Annotated in this window: 22 protein-coding genes; 11 read left to right on the forward strand and 11 right to left on the reverse strand. The window is 68.9% G+C overall.

Going from position 1 to position 26,763, the window contains the following annotated elements; translation table 11 throughout:
- The first annotated feature begins 9 nt into the window (after positions 1–9).
- From O5M90_RS13790 to O5M90_RS13820, 7 genes are all read left to right on the forward strand, one after another.
- Positions 10–660 (forward strand): MotA/TolQ/ExbB proton channel family protein, encoded by a 651-nt coding sequence (locus O5M90_RS13790; protein ID WP_269839194.1) that lies wholly within the window; start codon positions 10–12, stop codon positions 658–660.
- A gap of 11 nt (positions 661–671) precedes the next feature.
- Complete coding sequence (locus tag O5M90_RS13795; protein WP_269839195.1) at positions 672–1,085, forward strand: ExbD/TolR family protein; 414 nt, start codon at positions 672–674, stop codon at positions 1,083–1,085.
- Between the two features lie 57 nt (positions 1,086–1,142).
- Positions 1,143–3,776, forward strand: a complete 2,634-nt coding sequence (gene leuS / locus O5M90_RS13800) for a leucine--tRNA ligase (protein WP_269839196.1) — start codon at positions 1,143–1,145, stop codon at positions 3,774–3,776.
- 5 nt (positions 3,777–3,781) lie between these two features.
- Positions 3,782–4,273 (forward strand): LPS-assembly lipoprotein LptE, encoded by a 492-nt coding sequence (locus O5M90_RS13805; protein WP_269839197.1) that lies wholly within the window; start codon positions 3,782–3,784, stop codon positions 4,271–4,273.
- 11 nt (positions 4,274–4,284) lie between these two features.
- Entirely contained in the window at positions 4,285–5,358 is a 1,074-nt protein-coding gene (gene holA, locus O5M90_RS13810) for a DNA polymerase III subunit delta (protein ID WP_269839198.1), read from the forward strand.
- Between the two features lie 101 nt (positions 5,359–5,459).
- Positions 5,460–6,059 (forward strand): methylamine utilization protein, encoded by a 600-nt coding sequence (locus O5M90_RS13815; RefSeq protein WP_269839199.1) that lies wholly within the window; start codon positions 5,460–5,462, stop codon positions 6,057–6,059.
- A complete protein-coding gene (locus O5M90_RS13820; protein WP_269839200.1) occupies positions 6,056–8,452 on the forward strand; it encodes a putative bifunctional diguanylate cyclase/phosphodiesterase in 2,397 nt (798 codons plus the stop codon). Before O5M90_RS13815 ends, O5M90_RS13820 begins: the two co-directional genes overlap by 4 nt.
- Here the strand turns inward: O5M90_RS13820 and O5M90_RS13825 are convergent.
- The 5 genes from O5M90_RS13825 to thiL are packed head-to-tail and all read right to left on the reverse strand — an operon-like array spanning position 8,449 to position 14,201.
- A complete protein-coding gene (locus tag O5M90_RS13825; protein WP_269839201.1) occupies positions 8,449–11,214 on the reverse strand; it encodes a GAF domain-containing sensor histidine kinase in 2,766 nt (921 codons plus the stop codon). The genes O5M90_RS13820 and O5M90_RS13825 overlap by 4 nt on opposite strands.
- A gap of 44 nt (positions 11,215–11,258) precedes the next feature.
- Positions 11,259–12,182 carry a 2-hydroxyacid dehydrogenase gene (locus O5M90_RS13830; RefSeq protein WP_269839202.1) on the reverse strand — a complete coding sequence of 308 codons (924 nt, stop codon included), beginning with the start codon at positions 12,180–12,182 and terminating at the stop codon, positions 11,259–11,261.
- Entirely contained in the window at positions 12,182–12,685 is a 504-nt protein-coding gene (locus tag O5M90_RS13835; protein WP_269839203.1) for a CinA family protein, read from the reverse strand. Before O5M90_RS13835 ends, O5M90_RS13830 begins: the two co-directional genes overlap by 1 nt.
- 5 nt (positions 12,686–12,690) lie before the next feature.
- Entirely contained in the window at positions 12,691–13,239 is a 549-nt protein-coding gene (locus tag O5M90_RS13840; RefSeq protein ID WP_269839204.1) for a phosphatidylglycerophosphatase A family protein, read from the reverse strand.
- Positions 13,236–14,201, reverse strand: coding sequence for a thiamine-phosphate kinase (gene thiL, locus O5M90_RS13845; RefSeq protein ID WP_269839205.1), 966 nt, complete (start codon positions 14,199–14,201; stop codon positions 13,236–13,238). The genes O5M90_RS13840 and thiL overlap by 4 nt, the downstream gene beginning before the upstream one ends.
- 91 nt (positions 14,202–14,292) lie before the next feature.
- Here thiL and O5M90_RS13850 point away from each other — a divergent pair, with 91 nt between their 5' ends.
- Positions 14,293–14,784 (forward strand): VOC family protein, encoded by a 492-nt coding sequence (locus tag O5M90_RS13850; protein WP_269839206.1) that lies wholly within the window; start codon positions 14,293–14,295, stop codon positions 14,782–14,784.
- 179 nt (positions 14,785–14,963) lie between these two features.
- On the opposite strand, the gene O5M90_RS13855 is transcribed toward O5M90_RS13850, so the two are convergent.
- The 3 genes from O5M90_RS13855 to O5M90_RS13865 form a co-directional block, all read right to left on the reverse strand.
- Entirely contained in the window at positions 14,964–15,923 is a 960-nt protein-coding gene (locus O5M90_RS13855; protein ID WP_269839207.1) for a hypothetical protein, read from the reverse strand.
- A 278-nt stretch (positions 15,924–16,201) separates the two neighbouring features.
- On the reverse strand, positions 16,202–16,708 hold the full coding sequence (locus O5M90_RS13860) for a hypothetical protein (RefSeq protein ID WP_269839208.1): 507 nt from the start codon (positions 16,706–16,708) through the stop codon (positions 16,202–16,204).
- A 33-nt stretch (positions 16,709–16,741) separates the two neighbouring features.
- Positions 16,742–17,293 (reverse strand): DUF4254 domain-containing protein, encoded by a 552-nt coding sequence (locus tag O5M90_RS13865; RefSeq protein ID WP_269839209.1) that lies wholly within the window; start codon positions 17,291–17,293, stop codon positions 16,742–16,744.
- A gap of 470 nt (positions 17,294–17,763) precedes the next feature.
- Between O5M90_RS13865 and O5M90_RS13870 the strand changes: the two genes are divergently transcribed.
- A complete protein-coding gene (locus O5M90_RS13870; RefSeq protein ID WP_440402105.1) occupies positions 17,764–18,351 on the forward strand; it encodes a hemerythrin domain-containing protein in 588 nt (195 codons plus the stop codon).
- A gap of 53 nt (positions 18,352–18,404) precedes the next feature.
- Here the strand turns inward: O5M90_RS13870 and O5M90_RS13875 are convergent, their stop codons facing one another.
- Entirely contained in the window at positions 18,405–21,470 is a 3,066-nt protein-coding gene (locus O5M90_RS13875; RefSeq protein ID WP_440402107.1) for a ligand-binding sensor domain-containing diguanylate cyclase, read from the reverse strand.
- A 103-nt stretch (positions 21,471–21,573) separates the two neighbouring features.
- Between O5M90_RS13875 and O5M90_RS13880 the strand changes: the two genes are divergently transcribed.
- Positions 21,574–22,857, forward strand: coding sequence for a M16 family metallopeptidase (locus O5M90_RS13880; RefSeq protein WP_269839211.1), 1,284 nt, complete (start codon positions 21,574–21,576; stop codon positions 22,855–22,857).
- 88 nt (positions 22,858–22,945) lie between these two features.
- Entirely contained in the window at positions 22,946–23,974 is a 1,029-nt protein-coding gene (locus tag O5M90_RS13885) for a Kelch repeat-containing protein (protein WP_269839212.1), read from the forward strand.
- On the opposite strand, the gene O5M90_RS13890 is transcribed toward O5M90_RS13885, so the two are convergent.
- Both O5M90_RS13890 and O5M90_RS13895 read right to left on the reverse strand, forming a co-directional pair.
- Positions 23,931–24,578, reverse strand: a complete 648-nt coding sequence (locus O5M90_RS13890; protein ID WP_262968989.1) for a response regulator transcription factor — start codon at positions 24,576–24,578, stop codon at positions 23,931–23,933. The genes O5M90_RS13885 and O5M90_RS13890 overlap by 44 nt on opposite strands.
- The gene (locus O5M90_RS13895; RefSeq protein ID WP_269839213.1) at positions 24,532–26,640 is read right to left on the reverse strand and encodes a sensor histidine kinase; all 2,109 of its coding nucleotides are present in this window, start codon (positions 26,638–26,640) and stop codon (positions 24,532–24,534) included. Before O5M90_RS13895 ends, O5M90_RS13890 begins: the two co-directional genes overlap by 47 nt.
- Between the last annotated feature and the right edge of the window lie 123 nt (positions 26,641–26,763).

Below are 26,763 nucleotides of genomic sequence, written 5' to 3' on the forward strand. Positions count from 1 at the left end.
TCCGCGGCCATGGGCGGTTTCGCGCATTTCTGGGAACTGGCCGACAGCGTCTCGCGCAGCGTGGCCCTGCTGCTCTTGCTGATGTCGATCAGCGCCTGGATCGTGATCCTCTGGAAGGGCTGGCTGCTGCGCCGCACGCGCCGTGACATGGCGCGCGCCGTGCCGGCCTTCTGGGCCGCCGCCCGCCTCGACGAAGGCCGGCTCGCGCTGCAGAACTTTGACCGCGAGCTGGTGCTGCTGCCCCTGCTCGACGCCGCGACGGCTGCCAGCCACGGCGGCACACTGGAGGCTGCCGGCCGGCGCGAGTCGCAGCTGACGCGACGTCTGCGCGACGCGCTGCACCAGGTGCTGGCCCGGCTGCAGTTCGGCCAGGTGCTGCTGGCCTCGATCGGTGCCACCGCCCCCTTTGTCGGCCTGTTCGGCACGGTCTGGGGCATCTACCACGCGCTGCTGAGCATCTCGGCGGCCGGCAATCTGTCGATCGACAAGGTCTCGGGCCCGGTCGGCGAGGCGCTGATCATGACGGCCGCCGGCCTGGCGGTCGCGATTCCAGCGGTGCTGGCCTACAACATCTACGGCAAGTTCGTCGGCGACTGCGAGGCCGAGCTCGAAGGCTTTGCCCACGATCTGCGCGAGCTGCTCGACCAGCCGGCCGACTGAGGCAGACCATCATGGCTTTCGGACGCCTGGAACGCCGCGACATGCCCAAGCCGATGGGCGAGATCAATATGACGCCGCTGATCGATGTGATGCTGGTGCTGCTGATCATCTTCATGATCAGCGCACCGCTGATGACCTCGTCGCTGCGCCTGGAACTGCCGCAGAGCGAGGCCGCCACGCCGGGCGATGCACCGGCCTTCCTGAGCGTCGCGCTACAGGCCGATGGCAGCCTCTATCTCGGCGACGAGAAGCTGGCGCCGGCCCAGTTCCAGCAACGCATCGCGGCCCTGGCCAAGGACAGCCCCGGGATGGAAGTGCAGCTGCGCGCCGACAAGACCGCGCCCTATGGCACGGTGGCCGAGCTGATCGGCTGGTGCCAGGCCGCAGGGCTGAACCGCATCGCCTTCGTCACACAGACCGAGTAGCAAGCGGCCGGGCCAGCGGCCCTCCTACAATCGCGGCTTCCGCGCCCGATTGCCATCATGAACGAAAAGTACACCCCGTCCGAGGTCGAACAGGCCGCCCGCAGCCATTGGCAGGCCCGCGACGCCTATCGCGTCGTCGAAGACAACAGCCGCCCCAAGTTCTACGCCTGCTCGATGCTGCCCTACCCCAGCGGCAAGCTGCATATGGGCCATGTGCGCAACTACACGATCAACGATATGTTGACCCGTTCGCTGCGCATGAAGGGCTACAACGTGCTGATGCCCATGGGCTGGGACGCTTTCGGCCTGCCGGCCGAGAACGCGGCGATGAAGAACAAGGTGCCGCCCGCGAAGTGGACCTACGACAACATCGCCTACATGAAGTCCCAGATGCAGGCCATGGGTCTGGCGATCGACTGGTCGCGCGAAATCGCCACCTGCAAGCCCGATTACTACCAATGGAACCAGTGGCTGTTCCTGAAGATGCTGGAAGCCGGCATCGCCGAGCGCCGCACCCAGGTCGTCAACTGGGACCCGGTCGACCAGACCGTTCTGGCCAATGAGCAGGTGGTCGACGGCAAGGGCTGGCGCAGCGGCGCGGTGGTCGAGAAGCGCGAGATCCCCGGCTATTACCTGAACATCGTCAAGTACGCCGACGAGCTGCTGTCGGCGGTCGCCAATCCCGAGGACAAGAGCTATCTGCACGGCTGGCCCGAGCGGGTGCGCCTGATGCAGGAAAACTGGATCGGCAAGAGCGAGGGCGTGCGTTTCGCCTTCCCGCACCAGATCAGCGGCGCCGACGGCGCGCTGATCCAGGACGGCAGGCTCTATGTGTTCACGACCCGCGCCGACACCATCATGGGGGTCACGTTTTGCGCGGTCGCGCCCGAGCACCCACTGGCCGCGCATGCGGCCGCCGGCAATGCCGAGCTGGCCGCCTTCATCCATGAATGCAAGAGCGGCGGCACCACCGAGGCCGAACTCGCCACGCAGGAAAAGAAGGGCAAGCCCACCGGCCTGTTCGTCACCCATCCGCTGACCGGCGCCCAGGTCGAGGTCTGGATCGGCAACTATGTGCTGATGAGCTATGGCGACGGCGCCGTGATGGGCGTGCCGGCGCATGACGAGCGCGATTTCGAGTTCGCCAACAAATACGGTCTGGCAATCAAGCAGGTCGTCGGCGTCGAAGGCGAAAGCTACGACGACAAGGTCTGGGCCGAGTGGTACGGCGACAAGCAGCGTGGTGTCTGCATCAACTCCGGCGTGCTCGATGGCCTGGGCCACAAGGCCGCCGTCGCCAAGGTGGCCGAGCTGCTCGGCGCCCAGGGCCTGGGCGAGAAGAAGACCACCTGGCGCCTGCGCGACTGGGGCATCAGCCGCCAGCGCTACTGGGGCACGCCCATCCCCATCATCCACTGCGAGGACTGCGGCGCGGTGCCCGTTCCCGCCAAGGATCTGCCGGTCGTGCTGCCAGAAGACTGCATCCCGGACGGCAGCGGCAATCCGCTGAACAAGCGCGCCGACTTCCTGAACTGCGCCTGCCCGAAATGCGGCAAACCGGCGCAGCGCGAGACCGACACGATGGACACCTTCGTCGATTCGTCCTGGTACTTCATGCGCTATTGCGACGCGAAGAACCCGGACGCGATGGTGGCGGGCGGCACCGACTACTGGATGCCGATGGATCAGTACATCGGCGGTATCGAGCACGCGATCCTGCACCTGCTGTACGCGCGCTTCTGGACCAAGGTGATGCGCGATCTGGGCCTGGTCAAGATCGACGAGCCCTTCACCAAGCTGCTGACCCAGGGCATGGTCTTGAAGGGTGCGTTCTCGCACAAGCCTGCCGATGCCGGCAAGAACTACTACTGGGAGCACGAGGTCGACGTGCAGACCAACGAGCACGGCCAGATCGTCGGTGGCACGCTGAAGGCCGATGGCACGAAGCTGGACTACGAGATGACGACCATGTCGAAGTCCAAGAACAACGGCGTCGACCCGCAGCAGCTGATCGACCAGTACGGCGCCGACACGGCCCGGCTGTTCGTGATGTTCGCCTCGCCGCCCGAGCAGACGCTGGAGTGGAACGATGCCGGCGTCGAGGGCGCGCACCGCTTCCTGAAGCGGGTCTGGGGCTTCGGCGCCAAGAATGCCGAGGCCATCAAGGCCGGCGGCCGCGACTTCGCGGCACTGAACGGCGATGGCAAGGCGTTGCGCCGCGAGGTGCATCTGGCGCTCAAGCAGGTCTCGTACGACTACGAGCGCATGCAGTACAACACCGTCGTCTCCGGCGCGATGAAGCTGCTGAACGCGCTGGAAGGCTTCAAGTCCCAGGGCCAGGACGCCGCCGTGCGCGAGGGCTTCTCGGTGCTCTTGCGCGTGCTCTACCCGGCCTGCCCGCATATCGCGCATGCGCTGTGGGTCGATCTCGGCTTTGCCGCCGAGCTGGGTGATCTGCTCGACACGGCCTGGCCGGTGGTCGACGAGGCCGCCCTGGTGCAGGACGAGATCGAGCTGATGCTGCAGGTCAACGGCAAGCTGCGCGGCAGCGTCAAGGTGGCCGCCGGCGCCGACAAGGCCGCGATCGAGGCGGCCGCGCTGGCCAACGAGGAGTGCATCAAGTTCAGCGAGGGCAAGCCGGCCAAGAAAGTCATCATCGTGCCCGGCCGCCTCGTCAACGTGGTGGTCTGAAGCCCATGCTGCGCCGCACCGCCCTGCTCGGTTTGATGTCCGCTTCGGTGCTCGGCTGCGGCTTCGCGCCGCGCCGCGAACCCGAGCTGCAATTCCGCACCCTGGGCCTGAAGGGCTTCGCGCCCGACTCGGCCCTGGCCGCCGAGCTGCGGCGCCAGCTGGGCCGCACCAAGGTCAGCCTGCTGGCCGACTTCAACCGCGCCGAGGTGGTGCTGGAGGCGCAGCGCGATACACGCGACCGCACGGTCGTCGTCTCGACCAGCGCCGGCCAGGTGCGCGAGTGGCAGCTGCAGCTGCAGCTCGACTATGTGCTGCGCACGCCGGCCGGCGAGATCCTGCAGCCGCTGACCGAGATGCGCCTGAGCCGCGAGATGAACTACACCGAGACCGCCGCGCTGGGCAAGGAGCAGGAAGAGGCCTGGCTGTACCGCTCAATGCAGTCCGATGCGGTGGCCCAGGTGATGCGCCGGCTGGCCGCCATCCGCCTGCCCGGCTGAATCACAGCGACATGCAGATCCGCGCCGACGCCCTCGCCCCGCAGCTCGCCAAGGGCCTGAGGCCCATCTACACCGTGTTCGGTGACGAGCCGCTGCTGGCCCAGGAGGCCTGCGACGCGATCCGCGCCGCCGCGCGCGCGCAGGGTTATGGCGAGCGCAAGGTCTTCACCGTGGCCGGCGCCTATTTCGACTGGGGGCCGGTGCTGGGCGCGGCCCAGGCGCTGAGCCTGTTTGCCGAGCGCCAGTTCATCGAGATCCGCATCCCCTCGGGCAAGCCCGGCAAGGACGGCTCCGAGGCCTTGCAGCGCTATTGCGAGCGCCTGCCCGAGGATGTCGTGACCCTGGTCAGCCTGCCGCGGCTGGACAAGACCCAGATGAACGGCGCCTGGTTCGGTGCGTTGGACGGCGCCGGCATCACGGTACGGGTCGACCCGGTCGAGCGCCGCGCGCTGCCGCAATGGATCGCGCAGCGCCTGGCTGCCCAGGGCCAGCCGGTGCAGGACGGCGAGGAGGGCCAGCGCACGCTGTCCTTCTTTGCCGACCGTGTCGAGGGCAATCTGCTGGCCGCCCACCAGGAGCTGCAAAAGCTCGCGCTGCTGCATCCCAGGGGCGAGCTGAGCTTCGAGCAGATTGAGGCGGCCGTGCTGAACGTGGCCCGCTACGACGTCTTCAAGCTCAGCGAGGCCGTGCTGGGCGGCCATCTGGGCCGGGTGCTGCGCATGCTGGACGGGTTGCAGGCCGAGGGCGAAGCGGCCGTGCTGGTGCATTGGGCGCTGGCCGAGGACATCCGCGCGCTCAAGCGCGTGCGCGAGGCGGTCGACGCTGGCAAGCCGCTGCCGATGGCGCTGCGCGAGGCCCGGGTCTGGGGCCCGAAGGAGCGCCTGTTCGAGCGCATCGTGCCCGGCATCAAGCCGCACAGCCTGGCCCCCCTGGTCGAGGCCGCGCAGGTCTGCGACGGCATCGTCAAGGGCCTGCGCCACCCGGGCTGGCCGCTGGACCCCTGGGCCGCCTTGCAGCGCCTGGCGCTGATGCTGGTCGAGGTGGCGGCGGCGCCGCGCGCGCCCAAGCTGGCGCTGCGACCCTGATGTAGCCGGCGCTGCGGCGGCATATACACGGTTTTGCGGCCGCAGCGCTGACGCCGACCGGGCGAAGCGGATAGAGTGTGTCAAGGTGTTTTCCCCTCGCCATGAAGTCTCCACGCGTCCTCCCGTCCGCCCTGCTGCTCAGCGCCTTGATCGCCGGCCCCGCGCTGGCCCTGCCCTGGACCGTGCTGGTCCGGAGCACGGCCGGCGAGCCGCTGGCCGATGCGGTGGTGGCGGTGGAGCTGCGCGCCCAGACCAGCCGCGCCGCACCCGGTGCCAAGGCCGAGATGGCCCAGCGCGAGCGCCAGTTCCAGCCCCATGTGCTGGTGGTGCAGACCGGCACGGCGGTGAACTTTCCGAATTTCGACACGGTGCGCCACCATGTCTACTCCTTCTCGCCGGTCAAGACCTTTGACATCAAGCTCTACTCGGGCACGCCGGCCGAGCCGGTGCTGTTCGACAAGCCCGGCATCGCAACCCTGGGCTGCAATATCCACGACAAGATGAGCGCCCATATCGTCGTGGTCGACACGCCGCTGTTCGCCAAGACCGATGCCCAGGGCCTGCTGAAGCTGGACCTGCCGGCCGGTGAACACAATCTGAAGGTCTGGCATCCGCGCGTCGGCAGGCCGGTGCTGCTGGGCCAGCGCATCAGCGTGGCGGCGCCAGGCGGCCAGAGCCAGGTCAGCCTGAGCCTCGAATGAGCACGCTGCCGGCTTTCCTGAACCTGCGCCGGCTCGAGGGCCGCATCGTCGCGCTCTTCCTGGCCCTGCTGCTGGTGGTGCAGCTGGCCAGCTTTGCGGTGATACGCAGCAGCATCGAGCGCAATGCCAATGGCGCCATCGCCGCCGAGCTGAAGACCGGCGAGCGGGTGCTGCGCCGGCTGCTGGCCCAGGAGGCGGTGCGGCGCGGCGATGCGGCCGAGCTGCTGGCCAAGGACTATGGTTTCAAGGAAGCCATCGGCCTGCCGCTGGCCGAGGCCGGCACGGTCGAGACCATCCGCGACGCGCTCAGCAACCAGGGCGAGCGCATCGGCGCCAGCGTGGTCGTCTATGCCGACAACGAGCTGAAGCTGGTGGCCGCCACCCGCGAGGACGCCGGCCGCTTTCTCGGCCTGCTGCAGGCCAGGGTCAACAAGCCCGCGGCGGGCGATGCTATGCAGCTGGCCCTGCTGGACGGCCAGGCCTATCAGGTGGTGGTGGCCCAGGTGCGCACGCCGGCCCCGGTGGGCTGGGTGCTGATGGGCTTCGCGCTCGACGCCGCCGCGCTGCAGGACCTCAAAAGCCTGTCCGATCTGCGGGCGGTGGTCGTCATCAAGACCGGCACCGCCTGGCGACCGCTGGTCAGCAATTTCGACAGCGAGGCGGCCCGCAGCCTGGCCGGGCAGATCCCGGCGGCCGGCGAGCTGTTCGCGGCCGAGGTCGACGGGGAGCAGTGGCGTGGCCGTTTCGCGCCGCTGCTGGAGCCGCAGCAGGCCCTGGCCGTCGTGCTGCTGCGCTCCTTCGATGAAGCCATCGCTCCCTACCGGCAGTTGCAGCTGACCCTGCTGGCGCTGACCTTGATCGGGGTCGGCGTGTTCGCGCTCGGCGCGGTGCTGACGGCGCGACGCATCAGCGGGCCGATCAAGACCCTGTCCGACTCGGCCGAGCGCCTGGGCCGGGGCGACTACGAGACGCCGGTGCGGCGCCACAGCAGCGACGAGGTCGGCGACCTGGCCGATGCCTTCGAGGCGATGCGCCAGGGCGTGCGCAGCCGCGACGAACAGGTGCACCGGCTGGCCTTCTGGGACCCGCTGACCGGCCTGCCCAACCGCGAGCAGTTCAGCCAGCAGCTGGCCGCACGCCTGGCCCGCGACAACAGCCCCCGCGCCGTGCTGATGCTGGATCTGGACCGCTTCAAGCATGTCAACGATGTGCTGGGCCATGCCTTCGGCGACCGCCTGCTGTGCAGCGTCGCGCAGCGGCTGCAGGCCCTGCATCGGGACAGCGGCGCGCTGCTGGCGCGCCTGGGTGGTGACGAGTTCGTACTGCTGCTGGACGGTGCCGACCAGGCCACCGCGCTGGCCGCCGCGGCCCGCATCCAGGCCGATTTCGAGGCGCCGCTGCATATCGACGACCAGACCGTCGACCTCGGTGCCGGCATCGGCATTGCGCTGGCGCCCGAGCACGGCCGCGAGGTCAGCCAGCTGCTGGCCCGCGCCGAGTTGGCCATGTATGCGGCCAAGCGGCGCCAGCATGGCAGCATGGTCTACGAGGCGGCGCTGGACGCCGGCAGCCAGGAATCGCTGTCGCTGCTGGGCGAGCTGCGCCGCGCCATCGAGGGCCAGGAACTGCGCCTGTATCTGCAGCCCAAGGTCGATCTGCGCGACGGCACCATCGTCAGCGCCGAGGCCCTGGTGCGCTGGCAGCATCCGGTGCGCGGCCTGGTGCCGCCGATGCAGTTCATCCCCTTTGCCGAGCAGACCGGCTTCATCCGTGCGCTGACCGCCTGGGTCATCGAGGAGTCGGCCCGCCTGACCCAGGAGGCGCGCCGGCGCGGCATGGCGGTGCGCATCAGTGTCAACCTGTCGACCCGCGACCTGATGGACCAGGAGCTGCCGGCCAAGATCATGGCCCTGCTGGCGCGCCATGGTGCGGCGCCGGCCGATCTGTGCCTGGAGATCACCGAGAGCGCCATCATGGACGACCCGCAGCGCGCGCTGACGACGCTGGAGCGCCTGGCCGAGCTGGGCTTCAAGCTCTCGATCGACGACTTCGGCACCGGCTACTCCTCGCTGGCCTATCTGAAGCGCCTGCCGGTCAACGAGCTGAAGATTGACAGCAGCTTTGTGATGGCGATGGAGCGCGACCTCGATGACGCCAAGATCGTGCGCTCCACCATCGAGCTGGCCCACAACCTGGGCCTGAGCGTGGTGGCCGAGGGCGTCGAGACCGGCAAGGCCTGGAAGCTCTTGGCCGAGCTGGGCTGCGACGAGGGCCAGGGCTACTTCATCGGCCGCCCGGTGCCGGCCTCGCAATTCATGGACTGGCTGCCGAGCTGGCAGCCGCCCGACCTCAGCCATGAGTCGCTGGACACGGTGATGGCCGGCCTGAACTAGGGCGCCACCAGCGGCAGCTCGATGATGAAGCGGCTGCCCTGCCCCGGCGCGCTGACCACGCTGAGCCGCCCGCCCAGCAGGCCATGGACGATGTGGTGGCAGATGCTCAGGCCCAGGCCGCTGCCACCCTGACCGAAGCGGGTCGAGAAAAAGGGCTCGAAGACGCGCAGCAGCACCGCCTCGCTCATGCCACGGCCGTTGTCGGCCACCTCGATGCGGCAGCGGCCGCCGCTCAGCGCCTCGGCCCGCAGCCAGATCTCGCCCGGCTGCTCGGGCTGCAGGCCATGCAGCAAGGCATTGCCGACCAGCACCTCCAGCGCCTGGCCCAGCGGCCCGGGATAGCTGTCGAGCTGCAGGCCGGCGTCGATCTGCAGCAGCAGCCGATGGCCGGCCCGTTCGATCTGCGGCGCCAGCGCATGCAGGGCCTGCTCGCACAGCAAGGCCAGCGCGAAGCGGCGGCGCTGCTGGGTGTCGCGGTCCTGGGCCACCTGCTTGAAGTTGTCGACCAGCTGGGCCGCCCCCTGCATGCTGCGCTCGATCACCTGCAGGCCCTCCTGCGAGCTGCGGGTGTAGCTCTCGAGCTCGCTGCGCCGCAGCTGGCCCTGCTGCAGGCGCTGCGCCAGGGTCTGGGTGTGCTCCAGCAAGGTCGAGGCGGTCAGCAGGCTGTTGCCTATCGGCGTGTTCAGCTCATGGGCGACGCCGGCCACCAGCGCGCCCAGCGCGGCCAGCTTTTCCTGCGCCATCACCTGGCGCTGCAGCTCGGACAGGCGCAGATAGGCGCGCGCATTGTCCAGCGCAATCGCCGCATAGGCGCTGAGGCTGCGCAGCACCAGCTGCTCGCGCTCGCCATAGGCCTGGCGGCGCGGCGACTGCACGGTGATCACGCCGGTGATGCGCTCGGCCACGCGCAGCGGCACGAACAGCAGGCTCTGCATCTGGCTGGTGCCCTCGATCTGGGCCGGCGCCGCCTCGGCCCCGTCAAGCAGCAGCTCGCGGCCCTCGCGTACGCAGAGCGCGCAGAAGGACTGCGGGTCGGCCAGCGGGATCGGCGCGTCGGCAAAGCGCTCGCCGTCCTCGCGGCCGTACGCGCATTGCAGCTGCTCGCCGGCCTCGTCGAGCAGATAGACGGCCAGGCTGGGTGCATCGAGCAAGGCATGGACGCGCCGCTCCAGCACCTCGATGACGCGCTCGGTCTGCAGTTCGGCGGTGATCTCCTGGCCGATCTCGCCCAGATGCTGCAGCACCTGATGCGCGCTCTGCAGGTCGGCAAAGCGCGCCGCCTCCGAGGCGGCCAGACGGCGCAGATGCTCGCTCTCGGCGCGGGCCCGCTCGATCTGGTGGTGCGCATGCATCGCGCGCGAGCGCTGGCCGGCCTCCTCGCCATAGCGGCGCAGCCGGGCCTGGCTGGCGCGGTGCGCGCAGCCAAAGGCCGCCTCGAAGCGGCCGGCCGCCGCGAAAGCCTGGGAGGCACCGTCCAGCAGCTCGGGCGGCGTCGCATAGCCCGCCAGCGCCTCGGCGGCCGCCAGGGCCTGCTCATACAGTGCCAGCGCCGCGTCGACACGGCCCTGGGTCCGCGCGATATCGCCCAGCAGCGCGCGCAGCTCCAGCGCCGTGCTGCGTTCCTGCTGGGCCTCGGCCATGGCCAGCGCCTGCTCGGCAGCCGCGCGCGCGGCCTCGGCCCGGCCCAGCCCCAGCAGCGCCCGCGCGCGGCCCTGCTGCGCGTCGAGCTGCAGGTCCAGCGAGCCGGCCGTCGCCGCGCCCCGGGCCAGCTGCTCGAAGGCCTCCAGGCCGGCGGCGAAGTCGCCGCTGTCCATCTCGGTCTGGGCCAGGAAGCGGCAGGCCAGCGCGGCGGTGCGCGCCTGCGGCTGACCGGCGCTGAGCTGCAGGCATTCGCGCAGCAGCTCGCGAGCGTTGTCGAGCTGGCCCAGGCGCCGCAAGGCCTCGCCGGTATGGGCCAGGCACAGCCCGATCATGCCGGGCCAGCGGGCGCCGCGTGCCAGGTCCAGCGCGCGCTTGAGCCAGTCCATCGCGCTCTCGAAATCGCTCATCCGGGTGTAGGTGAAGCCCAGATTGGTGGCCAGCGCGATGGCCCGGCGCAGCTGGCCGCAGCGCATCGCCAGGCCGAAGGCGGTCGAGAAGGCCTCGATGGCGGGCAGGTAATCGGCCTGCATGGCCGCCAGCAGGCCGCGGAAATCGGCCAGTGCCGCGCCGCAGACCGGCTCGGGCGATGCCGCCGGCAGGCGCCGGCCCCAGTCGCGCTCGGCCGCCGCCGCATCGCGCATCACCTCGGCGCGCGCCAGGCTGGCCTCCATCATCAGCAGGCGCAGCGCGTCGCCGCTGGCGCGGGCCTGCTCGATGGCCTGCAGCAGGCTGGCCTGCAGCGCCGGACCGTCGCCCCGGTCGGCCGCCAGGTAATAGGCCAGCCAGTGAGCATCGGCACAGCCCCACGCGTCGGCACGGGCCTCGAAGCGGCGCAGGGCCTCTCTCAGCAGGGTTTCTGACTCGTCGAGCCTGCCCTCCAGCAGCAGGCATTCGGCCTCCACCAGCAGGCGGCGCGCCTGCGCCGGTGCTTCCTCGGGCCAGGCCTCGCGCAGAGTGCGGGCCAGGGTCAGCGCTCGCGTGCTGTCGCGCTGGCGCAGCGACCAGGCCAGCCACAGCCGCAGCTCGGCATCGTCGGGCGTGGCCTGCAACAGCGCTTCACAGCGCTGCACCTGCTCATCGAGCGCAAACATCGCGATCGTGTCCAGCCGGTGCTCACCCATGCGCCTAGGCTAACCCAGGCGCGCCGCGCGCGCTGCCCCCCGAATCAGTAGCCGCGCCGGCGCTCGACCCGGTGCGCCAGCGGCGCGCCGGCCCGCCAGGCCCGCAGATTCGCCGCCACCACGGCCACCGCGCTGCGCGCATCGGTCTGCGCCGCCGTGTGCGGCAGCACCGTGACGCGCGGATGGCACCAGAAGGCATGGTCGGCCGGCAGCGGCTCGACCTGGAACACATCGAGCACCGCATGGCACAGCCGCCCGCCGTCCAGCGCGGCCAGCAGATCGGCCTCGACCACATGGGCGCCGCGCGCCAGATTGACCAGGCTGGCCCCGGGCTTGAACCGGGCCAGCCGCGCCGCGTCGAAGAAGCCACGCGTGGCCGGCGTCAGCGGCAGCAGATTGATCACCGTGTCGGCGCGGCCCAGCTCGGCCGCCAGCGCTGCTTCGCCGTGGACACACTCAATGCCCGGCAGCTCGACCGGCCGCGTGCTGTAGCCGGCCACCGCATAGCCCTGGGCCTGCAGGGTGCGCGCGACGCGCCCGCCCAGCTCGCCCAGGCCCAGCACCAGCACCCGCCACTCGGCCGCGCGGCGCTGCTCGGGCTGGCGCCACAGGCCCTCGCGCTGCTGCGCCTGGACCTCGAAGAAACACCGGTGCAGGCCCAGCACGGCCCAGAGCGCCGTCTGCGCCATCGCCTCGTTCATCGCCGGGTCCACCATGCGGGCCAGCGGCACGCCCTCGGGCAGGGTCGGGTCTTGCATCAGCCGGTCGACGCCCGCCCACAGCGACTGGATCAGTCCCAGCCGCGGCAGGCCCTGCAGGCTGCCGGGCGGCGGGTTCGCGACGATGGCGATCTCGACATCCTCGTGAGGCACCAGGCGCCAGGCCTCGTCCGGCAAGGCCTCTTGCAGCAAGGCCAGCCACTGCGCGCGCTCCGCCTCGTCCCAGCTGCCGATCAACAACACGCTCATCAGGAATCCTTGTCTTCGAGCGCCTCGCACAAGGCCAGCAGGCCCGAGCGCAGCGTGGCCGCGCGCACCGCATGGCGGTCGCCGGGAAAGAGTTCGCGCCAGACCCGAGGCGGCGCACCGGCGCGGGCCAGGGCCAGCCAGACCGTGCCGACCGGCTTGTCGGCGCTGCCGCCGGTGGGGCCGGCCACGCCGGTGACCGCCAGCGCCCAGTCCAGCGGCGCATGGGCCAGCAGGCCCTGGGCCATCTGCTGCGCCACCTCGGCGCTGACCGCGCCATGCCGCGCGATCAGCGCCGCCGGCACGCCCAGCAGCTCGGTCTTGGCCTCGTTGCTATAGCTGACCACGCCGCGCTCGAACCACTGGCTGGAGCCCGACAAGCTGGTGCAGGCGGCGGCGATCAGGCCGCCGGTACAGCTCTCGGCCGTGCCCATGCGCTCACGGCGCTGGATCAGCGCCAGCGCGATGCGGTCTATCAATTCATGTTCTTCGGGAAACAACAACATGGTCTTCACCCCACAAGGGCGCGCCACAGCGCGATCACCAGCAGCGTACAGCCGGCCGCGACGAAATCGTCGAACAGGATGCCAAAGCCCTGGGCATAACCGACCGGCTTGCCGCGCTCGCCCTTGAACAGCCGGTCGGCCCAGCCCACCGGGCCGGGCTTGGCCGCGTCGAAGAAGCGGAACAGGCCGAAGGCCAGGGCCTGGCCCCATAGCCCCATCGGCATCGCCAGCCACAGCACCAGCCAGAAGGCCAGCACCTCGTCCCAGACGATGGCGCCGGGGTCGGGCGTGTTCAGATGCCGCGCGGTCAGCGTGCAGGCCCACCAGCCGATCAAGGTGCCGATGCCAATCGTCAGCCCCCATTGCAGATCGCCCAGCCAGGGGTCCAGCGCCAGGAAGGCAACCCAGGCCCACAAGGTGCCCACCGTGCCCGGCGCCTTCGGCGACAGCCCACTGCCAAAGCCCAGCGCGATCCAACGCGCCGGATGGCCCCACATGAAGCGGGCGGTGGCGCGGCGCGGCGCGGTGCTCGATGCCTCGTCGTCCGGCGTCATGACTTGAAATGATCAAAGGCCGCCGGCGTCTGCGGCAAGACCTGACCCTGGCCGTCGAGCACGCGCAGACCCGGTTCTGCCTCCAGCCGGCCGATCAGGGTCACCGGTGTGCCGGAGGCGGCAGCGGCGGCCTGCACGGCCGCGCGGGCCGTGGCCGGCGCGCTGAACACCAGCTCATAGTCGTCGCCGCCGGCCAGCGTGCACAGGCGCTGCAGGGCCAGCGGCTGGCGGGCCAACAACGCGCTGCGCGGCAGCGTGTCGGCCAGCAGGGTGGCGCCGAGATTCGAGCGCTTCAGCACATGGCCCAGATCGCCGAGCAGGCCGTCCGAGACATCGATGGCGCTGTGGGCGATGCCGCGCAGCGCCTGGCCCAGCGCGACGCGCGGCGTCGGGCATTCCATCGCGCGGCGCGCGAGCTCGAAGTCCTCGCCCGAGGCCAGCACCGCCGTGCCGCGAAACACCTCCAGCGCCAGCCGCGCATCGCCCAGCGTGCCCGAGACATAGAGGTCATCGCCGGCCTGGCCGCCGCTGCGCAGCAGCGCCGTGCCGGCCGGCGCCTCGCCCATCACCGTGATGCAGATGTTCAGCGGCCCGGCCGTCGTGTCGCCGCCCACCAGCGCGATGCCGTGCGCATCGGCCAGCGCGAACAAGCCACGCGCAAAGCCCGCCAGGAACTGCTCGTCCACCCGCGGCATCGACAGCGCCAAGGTGAAGGCCCGCGGCCTGGCACCGCAAGCCGCCAGGTCCGACAGATTCACCGCCAGCGCCTTGTGCCCCAGGCGCTCGGGCGCCACGGTCGAGAGGAAATGCCGGCCCTCGACCAGCATATCGGTCGACACCAGCCACTGCATGCCCGGCGTCGCCGCGATGACCGCGCAGTCGTCGCCGATGCCCACCGGCACGCCCGGCTGCGCCTCGGTCTCGCGCGTGAAGAAGCGCTTGATCAGATCGAATTCACCCATGGGGGGATTGTGTCAGCCCGGCCGCCAGCGAAGGACGCGGCCCGCGCGCGGAGAGAATGATTGACTACCGGCCACACGCGCAGCGTTCACCATGCACTTGAAGTTCAGCCATATCGATGTCCTGGTCAAGGACCTGGAAGAGGCCTGTGCCTATTACCAAAGAGTCTTGAGCGCGCAGCTGTCCAAGACCCTGGTCTGGCAGCGCGACGGGCTGCATGTCCGCTATGCCATCGTGCGCATGGCGCAAGAGCGCTTCATGCTGGTGCAGCCGATCACGGGCAATCTGAAGGAGTTGCTAGACACCCAGGGCCCGGGCACCATCTACCGCCATTGCTACAGCACGCCCGATATCGAGGCGGCCTACGACGAACTGCTGGCTCGCGGCGTGCAACCGGAAGACGAAAACGGCAAGCCCCTCGCCCGCGACCGCCTGCAAACCCCCAGCGGCGCCAGAATTCTCTGGCTGCCCAAGCAGTTCGGGCACTTCTCGATCGAGCTGCTGGAGGAGGCGGAGCTGGAACGCTTTGTTGACGAGGCGTTTGACGGTGTTGGCATCGGCGCTAGCGCCGAGGACCGGAGCTGAAAAGGCTGGGAATCCGGGGATACTTTTTCAGGACGGAACGCTCGTCAGCCTTTGCACGACGTGCTGCAGCCGTTTCGTGACTTGCGCAACGTAACTATTCACTTAGCCCAGCGATCCGAGCCGACGTCCAGTAAGTCCTGCGGCTGCAAAACTTGACGCCCAGGGCGAGGCGCAGGACTTCAGTCGTCCTTCTCCATGAGGTGGCTGCAGTAGCTGCAAAGTCCTCCTAGCCGCTGATCTTCACCCGACAACGGCTGACTACATCGGCCACACCTTTGGAACTCATACTTTTGTCCACACTTGGCGCAAAGCCCGTCCTCAACGATGTACGAAACGGCATCGCATTGGTCACAGTAGTCGAGCGGGGGATCACCCCCCTTAGTCATTGAATAGTACTGATCGGCAAAAAAGCACTCATCCAAGGCCGGTTGGATGATGTCCTCCAAACTCATGAACCTGCTGCATGCCGTGCAGGTGATGCGCTCCATTCCGGAGAGGTGCGCGCCGACTTCATCCGGCTTAACCAGATCAGAGCTGCAATGGGTGCATCGCAAAAATGCGGCTGCGCGAGCCATCCCCGGTGACCACCATTTCAACCTATCCAACTCGGCTAGGCATGTCTGCCGCTGGGCCTCGTACACGTCACTGACATCAAGCAGGACGCTCCAGGTCTCGTCACCGAGGAGTTCATGAGCCTCCAACTTCAACTCATGGGTCACGAAATCACGAACGACAATGAAGGTGTCTGCGATCAGTTCCTTCAAGCGACTCTCGGGCTCGGCGCTCACGTAGTGCTCAACATCGTTCCGCACCTTGATGATTGCGTTGACCCGCCCCCAGTCCGTGCTGATGCCGAGCGAGTTAAAACGCTCCTTGATCTGTTGAACATCCACCGTCTTCGCACCTGAGCCAACGAAGCTGATGTTGTCACTTTTGTCCCGGGAAGGACGAATCGACTGCTTGATCAGCACCTCATCCGAACCTGACGGCGAGAGCTGACGCAGCCTTTCCTTGAACAGCAACAAGACACCGGCGGAGATGTTACGGACGGCTGAAAGCACCCTGCGCGGATCGCTAGATGTGTGGTCCTCAACACCTATCTGGATCGAGCTGATTGCGTTATCGAGCAGTGTCTTCATAGGCCATCAGCATACTGTCTGAAACGACGGCGGCGAGTGAACGGAGCCCTGCTGAGGGGTTGGTATCTGGGCCCGCACCGAAACCCGATTTCAATAAGACCGCCTGTAAATGTGCAGTCTGTTCTCTGTGGCGCTGCATCGAACCCGAACCCCGGTCTTGAAGGGAAAACAGCAAAGACGCATCGAAAGCAGCCAGTACCGCACCCGGTGATTTCCTGGGAAGTCCCTGCAGATGCAGTTTGGACTCAACTAAGGCGCAAGAGAGTTTCTAGACTGCTTTACTTGGTCAAAGTTTGTTCACTATTTGGGCTTACCCGCAAGTTAGCCTTCTCATGAGCATTGTATGCGGCGATTATTACAGAGGAAACCGCCACTATCATTACCAAGCTAATCGTAAGCATTTGCATATTAGCACCCCACGGACTTGCGCCACTTGGTTCTTGACCCGCGTACGAGCCTTTGGCGAAATTGATTCTAATATCTTCTACATTGCGCTTCAGTTCACTATAGACCGTGTGGCTACGCCATATGCGTAGGCAGACTATTAACCAAAGCACTACATGAGAAGTTGCAATTACATAGCTAGTGAGCAATAGTCCTGCCGTGTTCTGAAAAAAAGAAAGAGCAGCAACGATCCCAGCACTGACAAAAGACACGACCTTTATGTACATGTCAGCTAGTCTGTACTCTTCGTCCCGAAAGCCGCGCATGTCGCTCTTGAACTCCTCATGCAGTTCCCAGGCAGCCTTCTCACACATACCTTTTGAGTTGAATTTGACTGTCATGATTTTCCCTTCTTCTTCGAAAATATATCGAAATCAGTCGCCTTGATACACCTTCGCAATGTGACGGTGGAACAGCTTTAAGCTTCCTGAATAAAGCGAAGCCAGTAACCACTCTAGATGCTGCTGCTCGTGGCCAATATTGGCCATGCATTCGTTAACTGAATTGAGCAGGCCGGCGGCGTCACTTCCTTTTGACAGGGCGCGTCTGAGCATATGCGATCGCAGATATAGGATCGAGAGCCTATCAATTAAATCCGCAGGGGATGTAAATGCTACGGGTACGTCGGCTACGCCTGGAGGAAGCAAAAGTTCGGAGAATGCAGAGTGCAACCTATTGATCAAGTCAACACGCCTTTGATTAAGCTTGTCGATAATGCGCTTCTGTTGACCAACCTGTGCATCAGTTATGTTGGGCACGCGCGCCATGTCCTCTGCATGCCATTGCTTGGCGTTATTGTCGGTAAGTTCGACAACGTACTGAAGAATCAATGAAACACTGGCGAACTCAGTTGCTGAGCCAATCGTCATTGCCTCAATCCGAGACTCAATGCAGTGACAAATGGTTTTTGCGTCCGGCTTAGTCATTTTTGGCATACTCGAGCGGACCTTACTTTTGCCGCAAAGTGTTATAGCAGAATAGCTTTGCTAGGCGAGACGACCTTGCAAGCGGAGGGCTTTTTGAGCACTAACGAGGCTGCCCAATAACCCCGTTCTCGCAGCCCTCCAGCCAATGCGGCGGGCCTGGGATCAGGATATCGGTCGGGTTGTTCATGGCGGGCCATTTTGCTTGCAATGACCGGCCTTCGGGGCGTTGCGCTGCAACTGATACCGCCCCAGCTCCCTTGCTGTTGTGCATGGATTTGCACCACCTGGCCGCCACCCGCCAGATCGAACTCATTGGCCTCAGGCGGTCGCCCCTTGCTGGCAACTGCGGAGCAGCCGCGTTCGCTCCCTCGTCCTACAACGAATCAGGCACTTCTCTGGTGTGGCGCATTGCCATACCCCGCGACAGTGAGATCCGATCTCTTTGAACCATGCAAGCCGGAGAACTCAGCATGATGATTTTCGACGCCATCCGTGAAAGTCACGACCTGCAACGCGATCTGTGCCGCAAGCTGACGGCGTCACGCGGGGACATGGCCGCTCGTGAGCTGCTCTTCCTGCAGCTCAAAGTCGAGCTGATGGCGCATGCAGCGGCCGAGGAACGACATCTGTACGTGCACCTGCTGATGGAGGACGGCGGTCTCGACGCGTCGCGCCACGCGCTGCATGAGCATCACGAGGTTGACGAGTTGCTGGACGACTTGTCCGTGCGGAACAAGAAGCAGGAGGTCTGGATCGCGACCGCCAAGCAGCTGAGCTTCAAGGTGCGTCACCATCTGAAGGAGGAAGAATCAAAGTTCTTCCAGCTCGCCGGGCGTCTGCTGTCGGAGACGAAGAAGCAGCAGCTGGCGCGCCAGTACGCGAAAGAGATCGTGCGGATGCGCAAGCACTACGCAGCCGAGTACCAAACGGTGGCGGTCAATCCGGCCAGCGGTCTGCTCAAGCCTGCGAAACCCGCGGTCGACAAGCCTGCAACGCGCGGCAGCGCCAGCGCGGGCGCTCAACTACGAGGCAAGAGCGAGCCGCGCCGAACGCGCTGATTGGAGCGGCAGCTCGGCGGCACGGTGCCATTGGGCAGCGCACTGGTCCCGCGCTATGCCCCACTCGCCCGCACCACCACCCGCCCATCCCCCGCCCAGCCGCTCAGATCGCGCGGCACCTCGGCGGGCGCCAGGTCCATCGCCTCGATGATCCCGAAGTAGCCATCCCGCCCCCGGGCCTTGGCCGCGTACAGCGCCGAGTCGGCCAGGGCCAGGGTGGCGGGCCAGTCCCAGGCACGGGGTCGGCGCGGGTCGAGCGGGAAGGCGGCGAAGCCGATCGAGACGCTGACGGCGACCGTCTGGCCGAGGCCGATGTCGAAGGGCTGATCGCGCACCGCGGCGCAGACGCGCGCGGCCAGCTCGGCGGCGTCGGCGCGGCTGGTCTCGCGCACCAGCACCAGCAGCTCCTCGCCGCCCCAGCGCACCAGCGAGTCGGTGTCGCGAAACACTTGGCGCAGGCGCTCGGCCAGCGTCACCAGCACGGCGTCGCCGGCGGCATGGCCATGGGCATCGTTGACGCGTTTGAAATGGTCCAGGTCCAGCAGCATCAGCACCAGATCGCTGTCGGGGCCGGGCAGGCCCGGCTCGCTGGCCTCGAAGCGGCGCAGGCACAGGCGCAAATCGTCCTGCAGGCGCAGCTCCAGATAGCGGCGGTTGCGCAGGCCGGTCAGCGCGTCGGTCAGGCTGGCCTCGCGCAGCTCGGCGGTGCGTTCGTCCACCAGGGCCTGCAGCACGGCCTCGCGCCGGCGCAGCAAGCGGGTGCGCCAGCGCACATAGGCCCAGATCGCCAGCAGCAGCAGGGCCACCGCCGCCAGCTGCGCCCACAGTGTCTGCCACCAGGCGGGCAGCAGCTCGATGGGCAGCTCCAGCCGGGCCGGGCCCCACAGCGTCGGGTGCGCCGTCACGCGCATCTGCAGCAGATAGCGGCCGGGCCACAGCGGGCCGAAGCTGGGGCTGCGCGCGCCGGGGTCGACGCTGGTCCAGTCGCTGTCCAGGCCCTGCAGACGGTACTGGTAGCGCAGCCGGCCGGGGTCGGCATAGTCCAGCCCGGCGAACTCGACGCTGAAACTGCGCGTGCCGGCCGGCAGGCGCAGGCCCTGCCCATCCAGGCGCTCGGGCGCATGGGGCTGGCCGTTGACACGCAGCGCGCTGATCACCAGCGGCAGCACGCCCGGATCCGGCTCGAAAGCCTCGGGCAGAACGCGCAGCAGACCCCGGCTGCCGCCGAACAGCAAGGCCCCGCCGGGCAGCTCGGCGCTGGCGAAGAACCAGAAGCTGCCGAAGGCCGCACCCTCGGCGGCGCCGAAGCTGTCGATCCGGTCGGCCTTGGGGTCGTAGACCTGCAGCTGGCTCCAGATGCGGCCGCGCGCGTCCTCGTGCAGATTGCCGCCGAACACGCCCTCGCTGCCATGGCGCTCGCCGATGCGGTCGAAGCGGGCCCGACCCTGCTGGTCCCAGCCGCGCAGCCGGTGCAGGCCGGCGACCGGCGTGTCCACCCATAGCGTGCCGTCGCGCGCCAGCAGCAGGCCCATCACGACCGGGCTGGCCAGGGTCTCGCCCGGCGCCTGCGGCACGGCCGCCAGCCCGCCGCCCTGCTCCCGGAACAGGCCTTGCTGGCCGCCGACCCAGAGCCGACCGGACCCGGCCTTTTCTTCGATCAGCGCATGGATGCCGCCATGCAGCGGCGCGCCGCCGGCCAGCGCCACCCGCTGCAAGGCCGGCGCCGAGGCGCCACGGAGCCGGTACAGGCCCTCCTGCATGCCCAGCCAGACCTCGCCATTGGCGCGCAGCAGCAGGCGCTGCGCCCGCCCGCCGTCCAGCGGCCAGTCGCGCAAGAGCCGGCCCTGGGCGCTGCGATGCTCCAGCCGGCCGGCCGCCGCCATCCACAGGCTGCCGTCTGGCGCCTCGGCCAGCGACTCGACCACGCTGGCGCGCTCGCGCGGCCAGACGCCCAGGCTTGCCAGGCCCCGGCCGGGCCGGCCATCGAGGCGCACGACGCGGCCGCTCTGCGTGGGCGCCAGCACCTCGCCGTTCCTCAGGCTCAGCAGCGCGCGCACATCGGCCTCGGCCAGCACGGCCGGCGGCCCGCCGTCCGCCGCAGGGTCCGGGCCGCGCACCGCCAGCGCCGGGTGGTGCTGATGGCGCTGCAGACCCAGGCCATAGCCGCTGATCCACATCGCGCCGCTGGCGTCGCGCAACAGGCCGCTGATGTCATTGCCGGCCAGGCCGCTCAGGCGGCGCGGGTCATGGCGCAGCCGGGCCTCGATCGCGCCGCTGCCCCGGTTCAGCCACAGCAGGCCCACCTTGCTGCCCACCCAGAGCCGGCCGGCGCTGTCCTCGGCCAGGGCCTGCACCGGCGCCTGCAGCTGCTGGACCCAGCGCACGCGCCCCTGTTCGACCACGCCCAGGCGGCCGTCCTGGGTGCCCAGCCACAAGCGGCCGTCACTGTCCTCGGCCAGCGCCAGCACCGGCGCGCTGGCGCCCGGCAGCGCTTCCCAGACGCCGTCGCGCAGCCGCGACAGGCCGCGCCAGTGGCCGGCCCAGACCGTGCCGTCGCGGCCCACGCGCAAGGCCAGCACGCGCGCCTCGGGCTCGCCCTGCCAGCGCAGGTCCTGGGCTTCAAAGCGCCGCGTGGCCGGCGTGTAGCGCAGCAGGCCCTGGCCCAGCGTGCCGACCCAGACGGTGCCCTGGCCGTCCTCGGCCAGCGCCCGGATCGGCGCATGCGGCCCGGCCACACCCCGCACACTGCCCAAGGATTCGACCCGGTCCTGCGCGGGATCGAAGACCATCAGGCCCATGAACTCGGTGCCTATCCACATGCGGCCGTCGCGGCCGGCGCCCAGCGCACGCACCCAGCCGAGATTGCGCCGCGCGCTGGTCGGGCCGTCCCGCTCGATGGGCCGCAGCCGGTAGCCGTCATAGCGGGTCAGGCCCTTGCTGGTCGCCACCCAGATGAAGCCATCGCGGTCCTGCGCCAGCGCGGGCACGGTGTTCTGCGGCACGGCCACGGCCCGGAACTGCACCTCCAGCGCCTCGCCGCCAGGCCCCGCCTGCACGCCCGCCACAAGAGTCAGCAAAAGCAGCAGCAGGCAGCACAGGCTGCGAAGGGGGGATGGCATGGGCGAAATTGTAAGCAGCGCCCTGTGTCGGCCCGGCCCAGTGCAAGGCCAACAGGCTTGCGCGACACTAGCGACCCACGCCAGCCTCTCAGACCCACGCCTCTTGGACACCCGCAGCACGCCCCGCCTCGCCACCCTCGCCAACGGCCTGCGCGTCGTCGCCATCGACATGCCCTGGCGCGCGACGGTCTCGCTGAGCATCTTCATCCGCACCGGCAGCCTGCACGAGAGCGCGCGCCTCAATGGCATCAGCCATGTGGTCGAGCACATGGCCTTCAAGGGCACGGCCACGCGCGACTGCCAGCGCATCAATCTGGACGCCGAGCGCCTGGGCGCCGAGGTCAACGCGCACACCGACAAGGACCACACGGCCTTCCATATCGAGGGTCTGCCGGAAGACTTGCCGGCCTTTGTCGCGCTGCTGGCCGACATCGTGCTCAACAGCAGCTTCCCCGCGGACGAGCTGGAGCGCGAGCGCCGCGTCATCGAGCAGGAGTTCAGCGAGTTCGACGAGGACCCGGCCAGCGTGGCCTTCCAGCTGTTTGATCGCGCCTGCTACGGCCCCACGCACCCGGCCGGTCGGCCCATCATCGGCACGCGGGCGAATATCCGCCGCTTCGCCCGCAGCGATCTGCTGGACTATGCGAAACGCCAGTACACGGCCAGCAATGTGGTGGTGGCCGCCGCCGGGCCGGTGGACTTCGAGGCCTTGGCGCGCGCCACCGAGCAGGCGTTCGGCGCCATGCCCACCGGCACACCCAATAGTGTGGAGGCCCCCGTCTGGCTGGGCGGGCTGAAGACGCGCCGCCTGGCCGGCAGCGGGCAATGCCAGGCGGTGCTGGGCTTTGCCGCGCCGGCGCTGACCGAGGACGCCCATCTGGCCTATGTGCTGGCCGCCGCGCTGCTGGGCGAGGGCATGAGTTCGCCGCTGCTCGACGAGATCCGCGAACGCCGCGGCCTGGCCTATCACACGGCCTGCGCGGCCGATATCGGGCCGCTGGCCGGTCAGTTCGTGATCGAGGGCTCGACCGCACCGGCCCAGGCCGAGGAGTTCCTGGGTGCGGTCGAGGCCCTGCTGCTTCAGCAGACCCAGGGCCTCGACCCGGTCGGGCTGGCGCGCGCGCGCAAGCAGCTCAGCGTGCGCTCGCTGCGCGGGCTGGAGCAGCCTTCGCGGCGCCTTGAAGCGGCCGCGCAGGAGCTGTTCACGCTGGGCCGGCTGCGTGACACGCAGCACTGGCTGGACCAGCTGCAGGCGGTCACGACCGCCGAGGTCGGCGCGGTGTTTGCGAGCCTGCTGGACCGGCAGCGCCCGGCCGCCATTGCGCTGGCCGGCAGCGTGCCGGCCAAGGTGCGCGAACGGGCGCAGCGCCTCTTCTCCAGCTCTTAATCCGCCCTGAAGACGCCTGCCGCTAAGCTCCCGCCGCTGTCGGTCTGCCGATCGGGCGGACACAGCAGCGAGCAACAGGGAGGCGGGGATGAGCTGGTTGAGGGTGGGATGGGGGCTGTGCGCGGCCTGGCTGGGTGCGGCGCAGGCCGATGACGGGCTGCAGTGGCAGACCCTGGCGCCTATGCCCATCGGCGTGCAGGAGATCTACCCGGCACTGCACCGGGGCCGCATCGTCGTGGCCGGCGGGCTCAGCAGCGAGCTGCCGGCGGCGGCCGGGCATCTCAGCAAGGCGCTGCAGATCTACGAGCCGCGCGAGGACCGCTGGTCGCTGGGGCCGCCGCTGCCCGAGGGCCGCCACCATGCCCAGCTGCTGAGCATGGGCGACACGCTCTATCTGATCGGCGGCTTTGTGCGCTGCGCCGGGGGCGACTGGTGCGCCAGCCGCGAGCTGCTGGCGCTGAAGGACGGCGCCACGCGGTGGCAGCGACTGGCCGAGCTGCCCGAGGCGCTGACCGAGACCGGCGCCTTTGTGCTGGGCGGGGAGCTGCACCTGACCAGCGGCCGCAGCCCGCGCGGCCAGGCCAATGCGCAATGGGGCGACCACGAGGATGTCGACGCGCACTGGGTCTTCAACCCGGCAGGCGGCAGCTGGCGCCGGCTGGCCGCCGGCCCGGAGCGCAAGAGCAGCGCCGCCGCTGCGGTCTTTGAGGGCAGTCCCTATCTGGTCGGCGGGCGGCGCTACAACGGCGCCAATCTGCGCAGCGTGCAGCGCCTGGACCCGGCCACGGGCCGCTGGCAGGCCCAGGCGCCGCTGGCCTTCGCTCAGGCCGCCCATGGGCTGGGTCAGCTGGGCGGCTGGCTCTGCGCCCTGGGCGGCGAGTTTGCCGAGCACGGCGGCGGCGTGCTGGCCGAGGTGCAATGCCTGGACCCCGGGCAAGGCAGCTGGCGCGTCGTGACGACCATGCCCGAGCCACGCCATGGCCTGGGCGTCGTCAGCCTGGATGGCAGCCTCTACGCGCTGGGCGGCGCGCGCCGGCCCGGGCTGGACCAGACCAGCGCCCGGCTGGACCGGCTCAGCCGTCGCGCAGCAGATTCGACAGCTCGACCGCCGACTTGACGTTCATCTTCTCGAACACCCGGGCGCGGTGCACCTCGACCGTGCGCACGCTGATGAAGAGCTGATCGGCGATCAGCTTGTTGGGCAGGCCTTGCACCACCAGGGCCATCACCTCGCGCTCGCGCTCGGTCAGCTCGGCCATGCGCAGCGCCAGCTGGCCCTGGCTCTGGCGGGCCGCAATCGCGGCGGCGCTGGCGGCCAGCGCCTCCTCGACACGGTCGACCAGGGCGTTGTCGGAGAAAGGCTTCTCGACGAAGTCGAAGGCGCCGCGCTTGACCGCGGCCACCGCGGTCGGCACATCGCCATGGCCGGTCAGGAAGATCACCGGCAGCGCGGCGGCCATGCCGCGCTCGATCAGGCGCTCGAACAGGGCCAGGCCGCTGGTGCCGGGCATGCGCACATCGAGCAGCAGGCAGGACGGCGCGTCGGGCCAGCCGGCGCCGTGGCCGGGCCGGGCGTCCAGCATGGCCTCGAAGGCCTCGGCGCTGCCGAAGCCCTCGGAGAGCAGGCGGCGCGAGCGCAGCAGCCAGGCCAGTGCGTCGCGCACCACCTCTTCGTCATCGACCAGGTAAACCATCGGCAGCTTGGTGGGCGTCTGTTGCATCGGGTTTTGTCCTCTCCTCGGACGCCATGGTATCGGCCGGCAAGGTGAAGCGGAACTCGGTGCCGCTGGGCCGCGTCGCGGAGGCCACCGTGTGGCTCTCGTAATCCATCGCGCCGCCATGTTGCTCGACCACGGTGCGGCACAGGCTCAGGCCCAGACCCATGCCCTCGCTGCGGGTCGTGAAGAAGGGAGTGAACAGCTGCTGCGCCACGCCGGGGTCGATGCCGGGCCCGCGGTCGATGATGGAGAAGGTGACCCAGCGCGGCTGGGTCTGCGTGACCCTCAGGGTCAGCACCCGCTCGGCCAGCGGCGTGGCGCCGTCCATCGCCTGGATGCCATTGCGGGTCAGGTTCAGCAGCACCTGCTCGACCATGGTGCGGTCGCAGCGCACGCGCGGCGCGGGCGTGGGCAGGTCGATGTCGATGCGGGTGCCGCTCTTGCGGGCCTGCAGACGCACCAGCGGCAGCACCGCGTCGATCAACTGGTCCACCGCGATCGGCTCGCGGGCCTGCTCGCGCCGGCGCACGAAGTCGTGCACGCTCTTGATCACGCGGCCGGCGCGCTCGGCCTGCTCGGCAATGCGGGTCACGGCCTGGCGCACCATCGCCGGGGTCTGCGGATCGTCCGCCTCGCGGGTCAAGAGGTTCAGCGAGGCAGTGGCGTAGCTGGCGATCGCGGCCAGCGGCTGATTCAGCTCATGGCTCAGCAGCGAGGCCATCTCGCCGACGGTGGCCAGCCGGGCGGTGGCCTGCAGCCGCTCCTGCTGCTGGCGCGACAGCTCCTCGATGCGGCGCTGGGCCGAGACATCGAGCACCGCGCTCATCCAGCCGGTCTGCTTGCCGACCGCGTTCTTCAGCGGCGCCTCGAAGATCAGTACCGGGAAGCGCTCGCCGTTGCGGCGCATGAAGACGGTCTCGAAACCCTGGCGCTGCTCCTGGCCGGCCTCCCAGCGGGCGCTGCGGTCGCGGTGGCGGTCGCGGTAGACCTCGATGAATTCCGGCGGCCAGTAGGGCGGCGTGGCCTGGCCCAGCAGCTCGGCGGCCTCGAAGCCGACGATGGCGCAGAAGGCCGGGTTGACGTAGGTGATATTGCCGTTGATGTCGCGGGCGCGCAGGCCGGTGATCAGCGAGTTCTCCATCGCCTGGCGAAAGCTCAGCGACTCGGCCAGCGCCGCCTCGGCCAGCGCACGCCGGCGCCCGTCGCGGGCCAGCAGCAGCACGACGGCGAACAGCGCCAGCGACAGCCCCATCACCAGCGCGGTGGCCAGATTGGGGATCAGCTGCGGCTCGCCGGCGGCGCTGTCGACGCGCAGCTGCAGGGTCAGGCCCGGCAGGTCGACGACGCGCTCGGCGAGATAGACACCGGCGCCGCGTGTCAACCCGGTGCGCGCCAGCCGGGTGCCGTCGCCCTCGACAAAAGACATCTCATGCACCCGCGCCAGCTCCGGCGTGACCGCCTCCTCCAGCAGCTGGCGAAGCCCCACGGTGGCAACCAGAAAGGCCGTCACCTCGCCGGCACGCAGCTGCGGCAGGCACAGATCGACCACCTCCAGCCCCTCGCCGCCCGGCAGCGGCACGAAGTAGCTGCGCGAGTAGAGCTGGGAGCCATGGCGCACGGCGGCCGAGCAGGCCAGCTCGGTCTCCAGCTGCAGCTGCTCGCGCCGGATCTGCGTGAACAGCGGCGCGGCATAGGGCGAGTCGACCGCCTCGACCACCTCGCGCCGCACATCGCGGTGCTCCAGCCGCAGCAGCGGCCGGGTGCGGCGCAGCATCTCGCCGGCATCGTCGCGCCAGCGGCTGTCATTGAGGCTTTGCCAAAGCAGGGCCTGCAGGCCCTGCAGCTCGCGCCCGGCCATCTGCTTGGCGCGCGCCGCCACCTCGGCGGCGGCCTGGTCGGTCTGCTCCTGGGCCCGCGAGGCCTCGTAGCTCAGGGTCAGCGCCACCAGCAGGGTCTGGGCGATCAGCAGCAGGGACACCAGCGCGCCCCACAGCAGCGCGCGGCGCCAGCGCCGCCACAGCGGCAGCGCGGGCGAGGGGGTGGCGGAGCGCTCGGTCGTGTCCATGCAGGCCGCAGTATCCTGTCTGCGGCGGTGAATCAGATGCGCAGTTTCGCGTATCAATTCGCGCCGATCTCGGTCCACACTCGGGCCTGATCCCTACAATCGCCGGCCACTCATGGCTCAGCC

Source organism: Paucibacter sp. M5-1, assembly GCF_027498415.2.
Lineage (GTDB): Bacteria > Pseudomonadota > Gammaproteobacteria > Burkholderiales > Burkholderiaceae_C > Roseateles_E.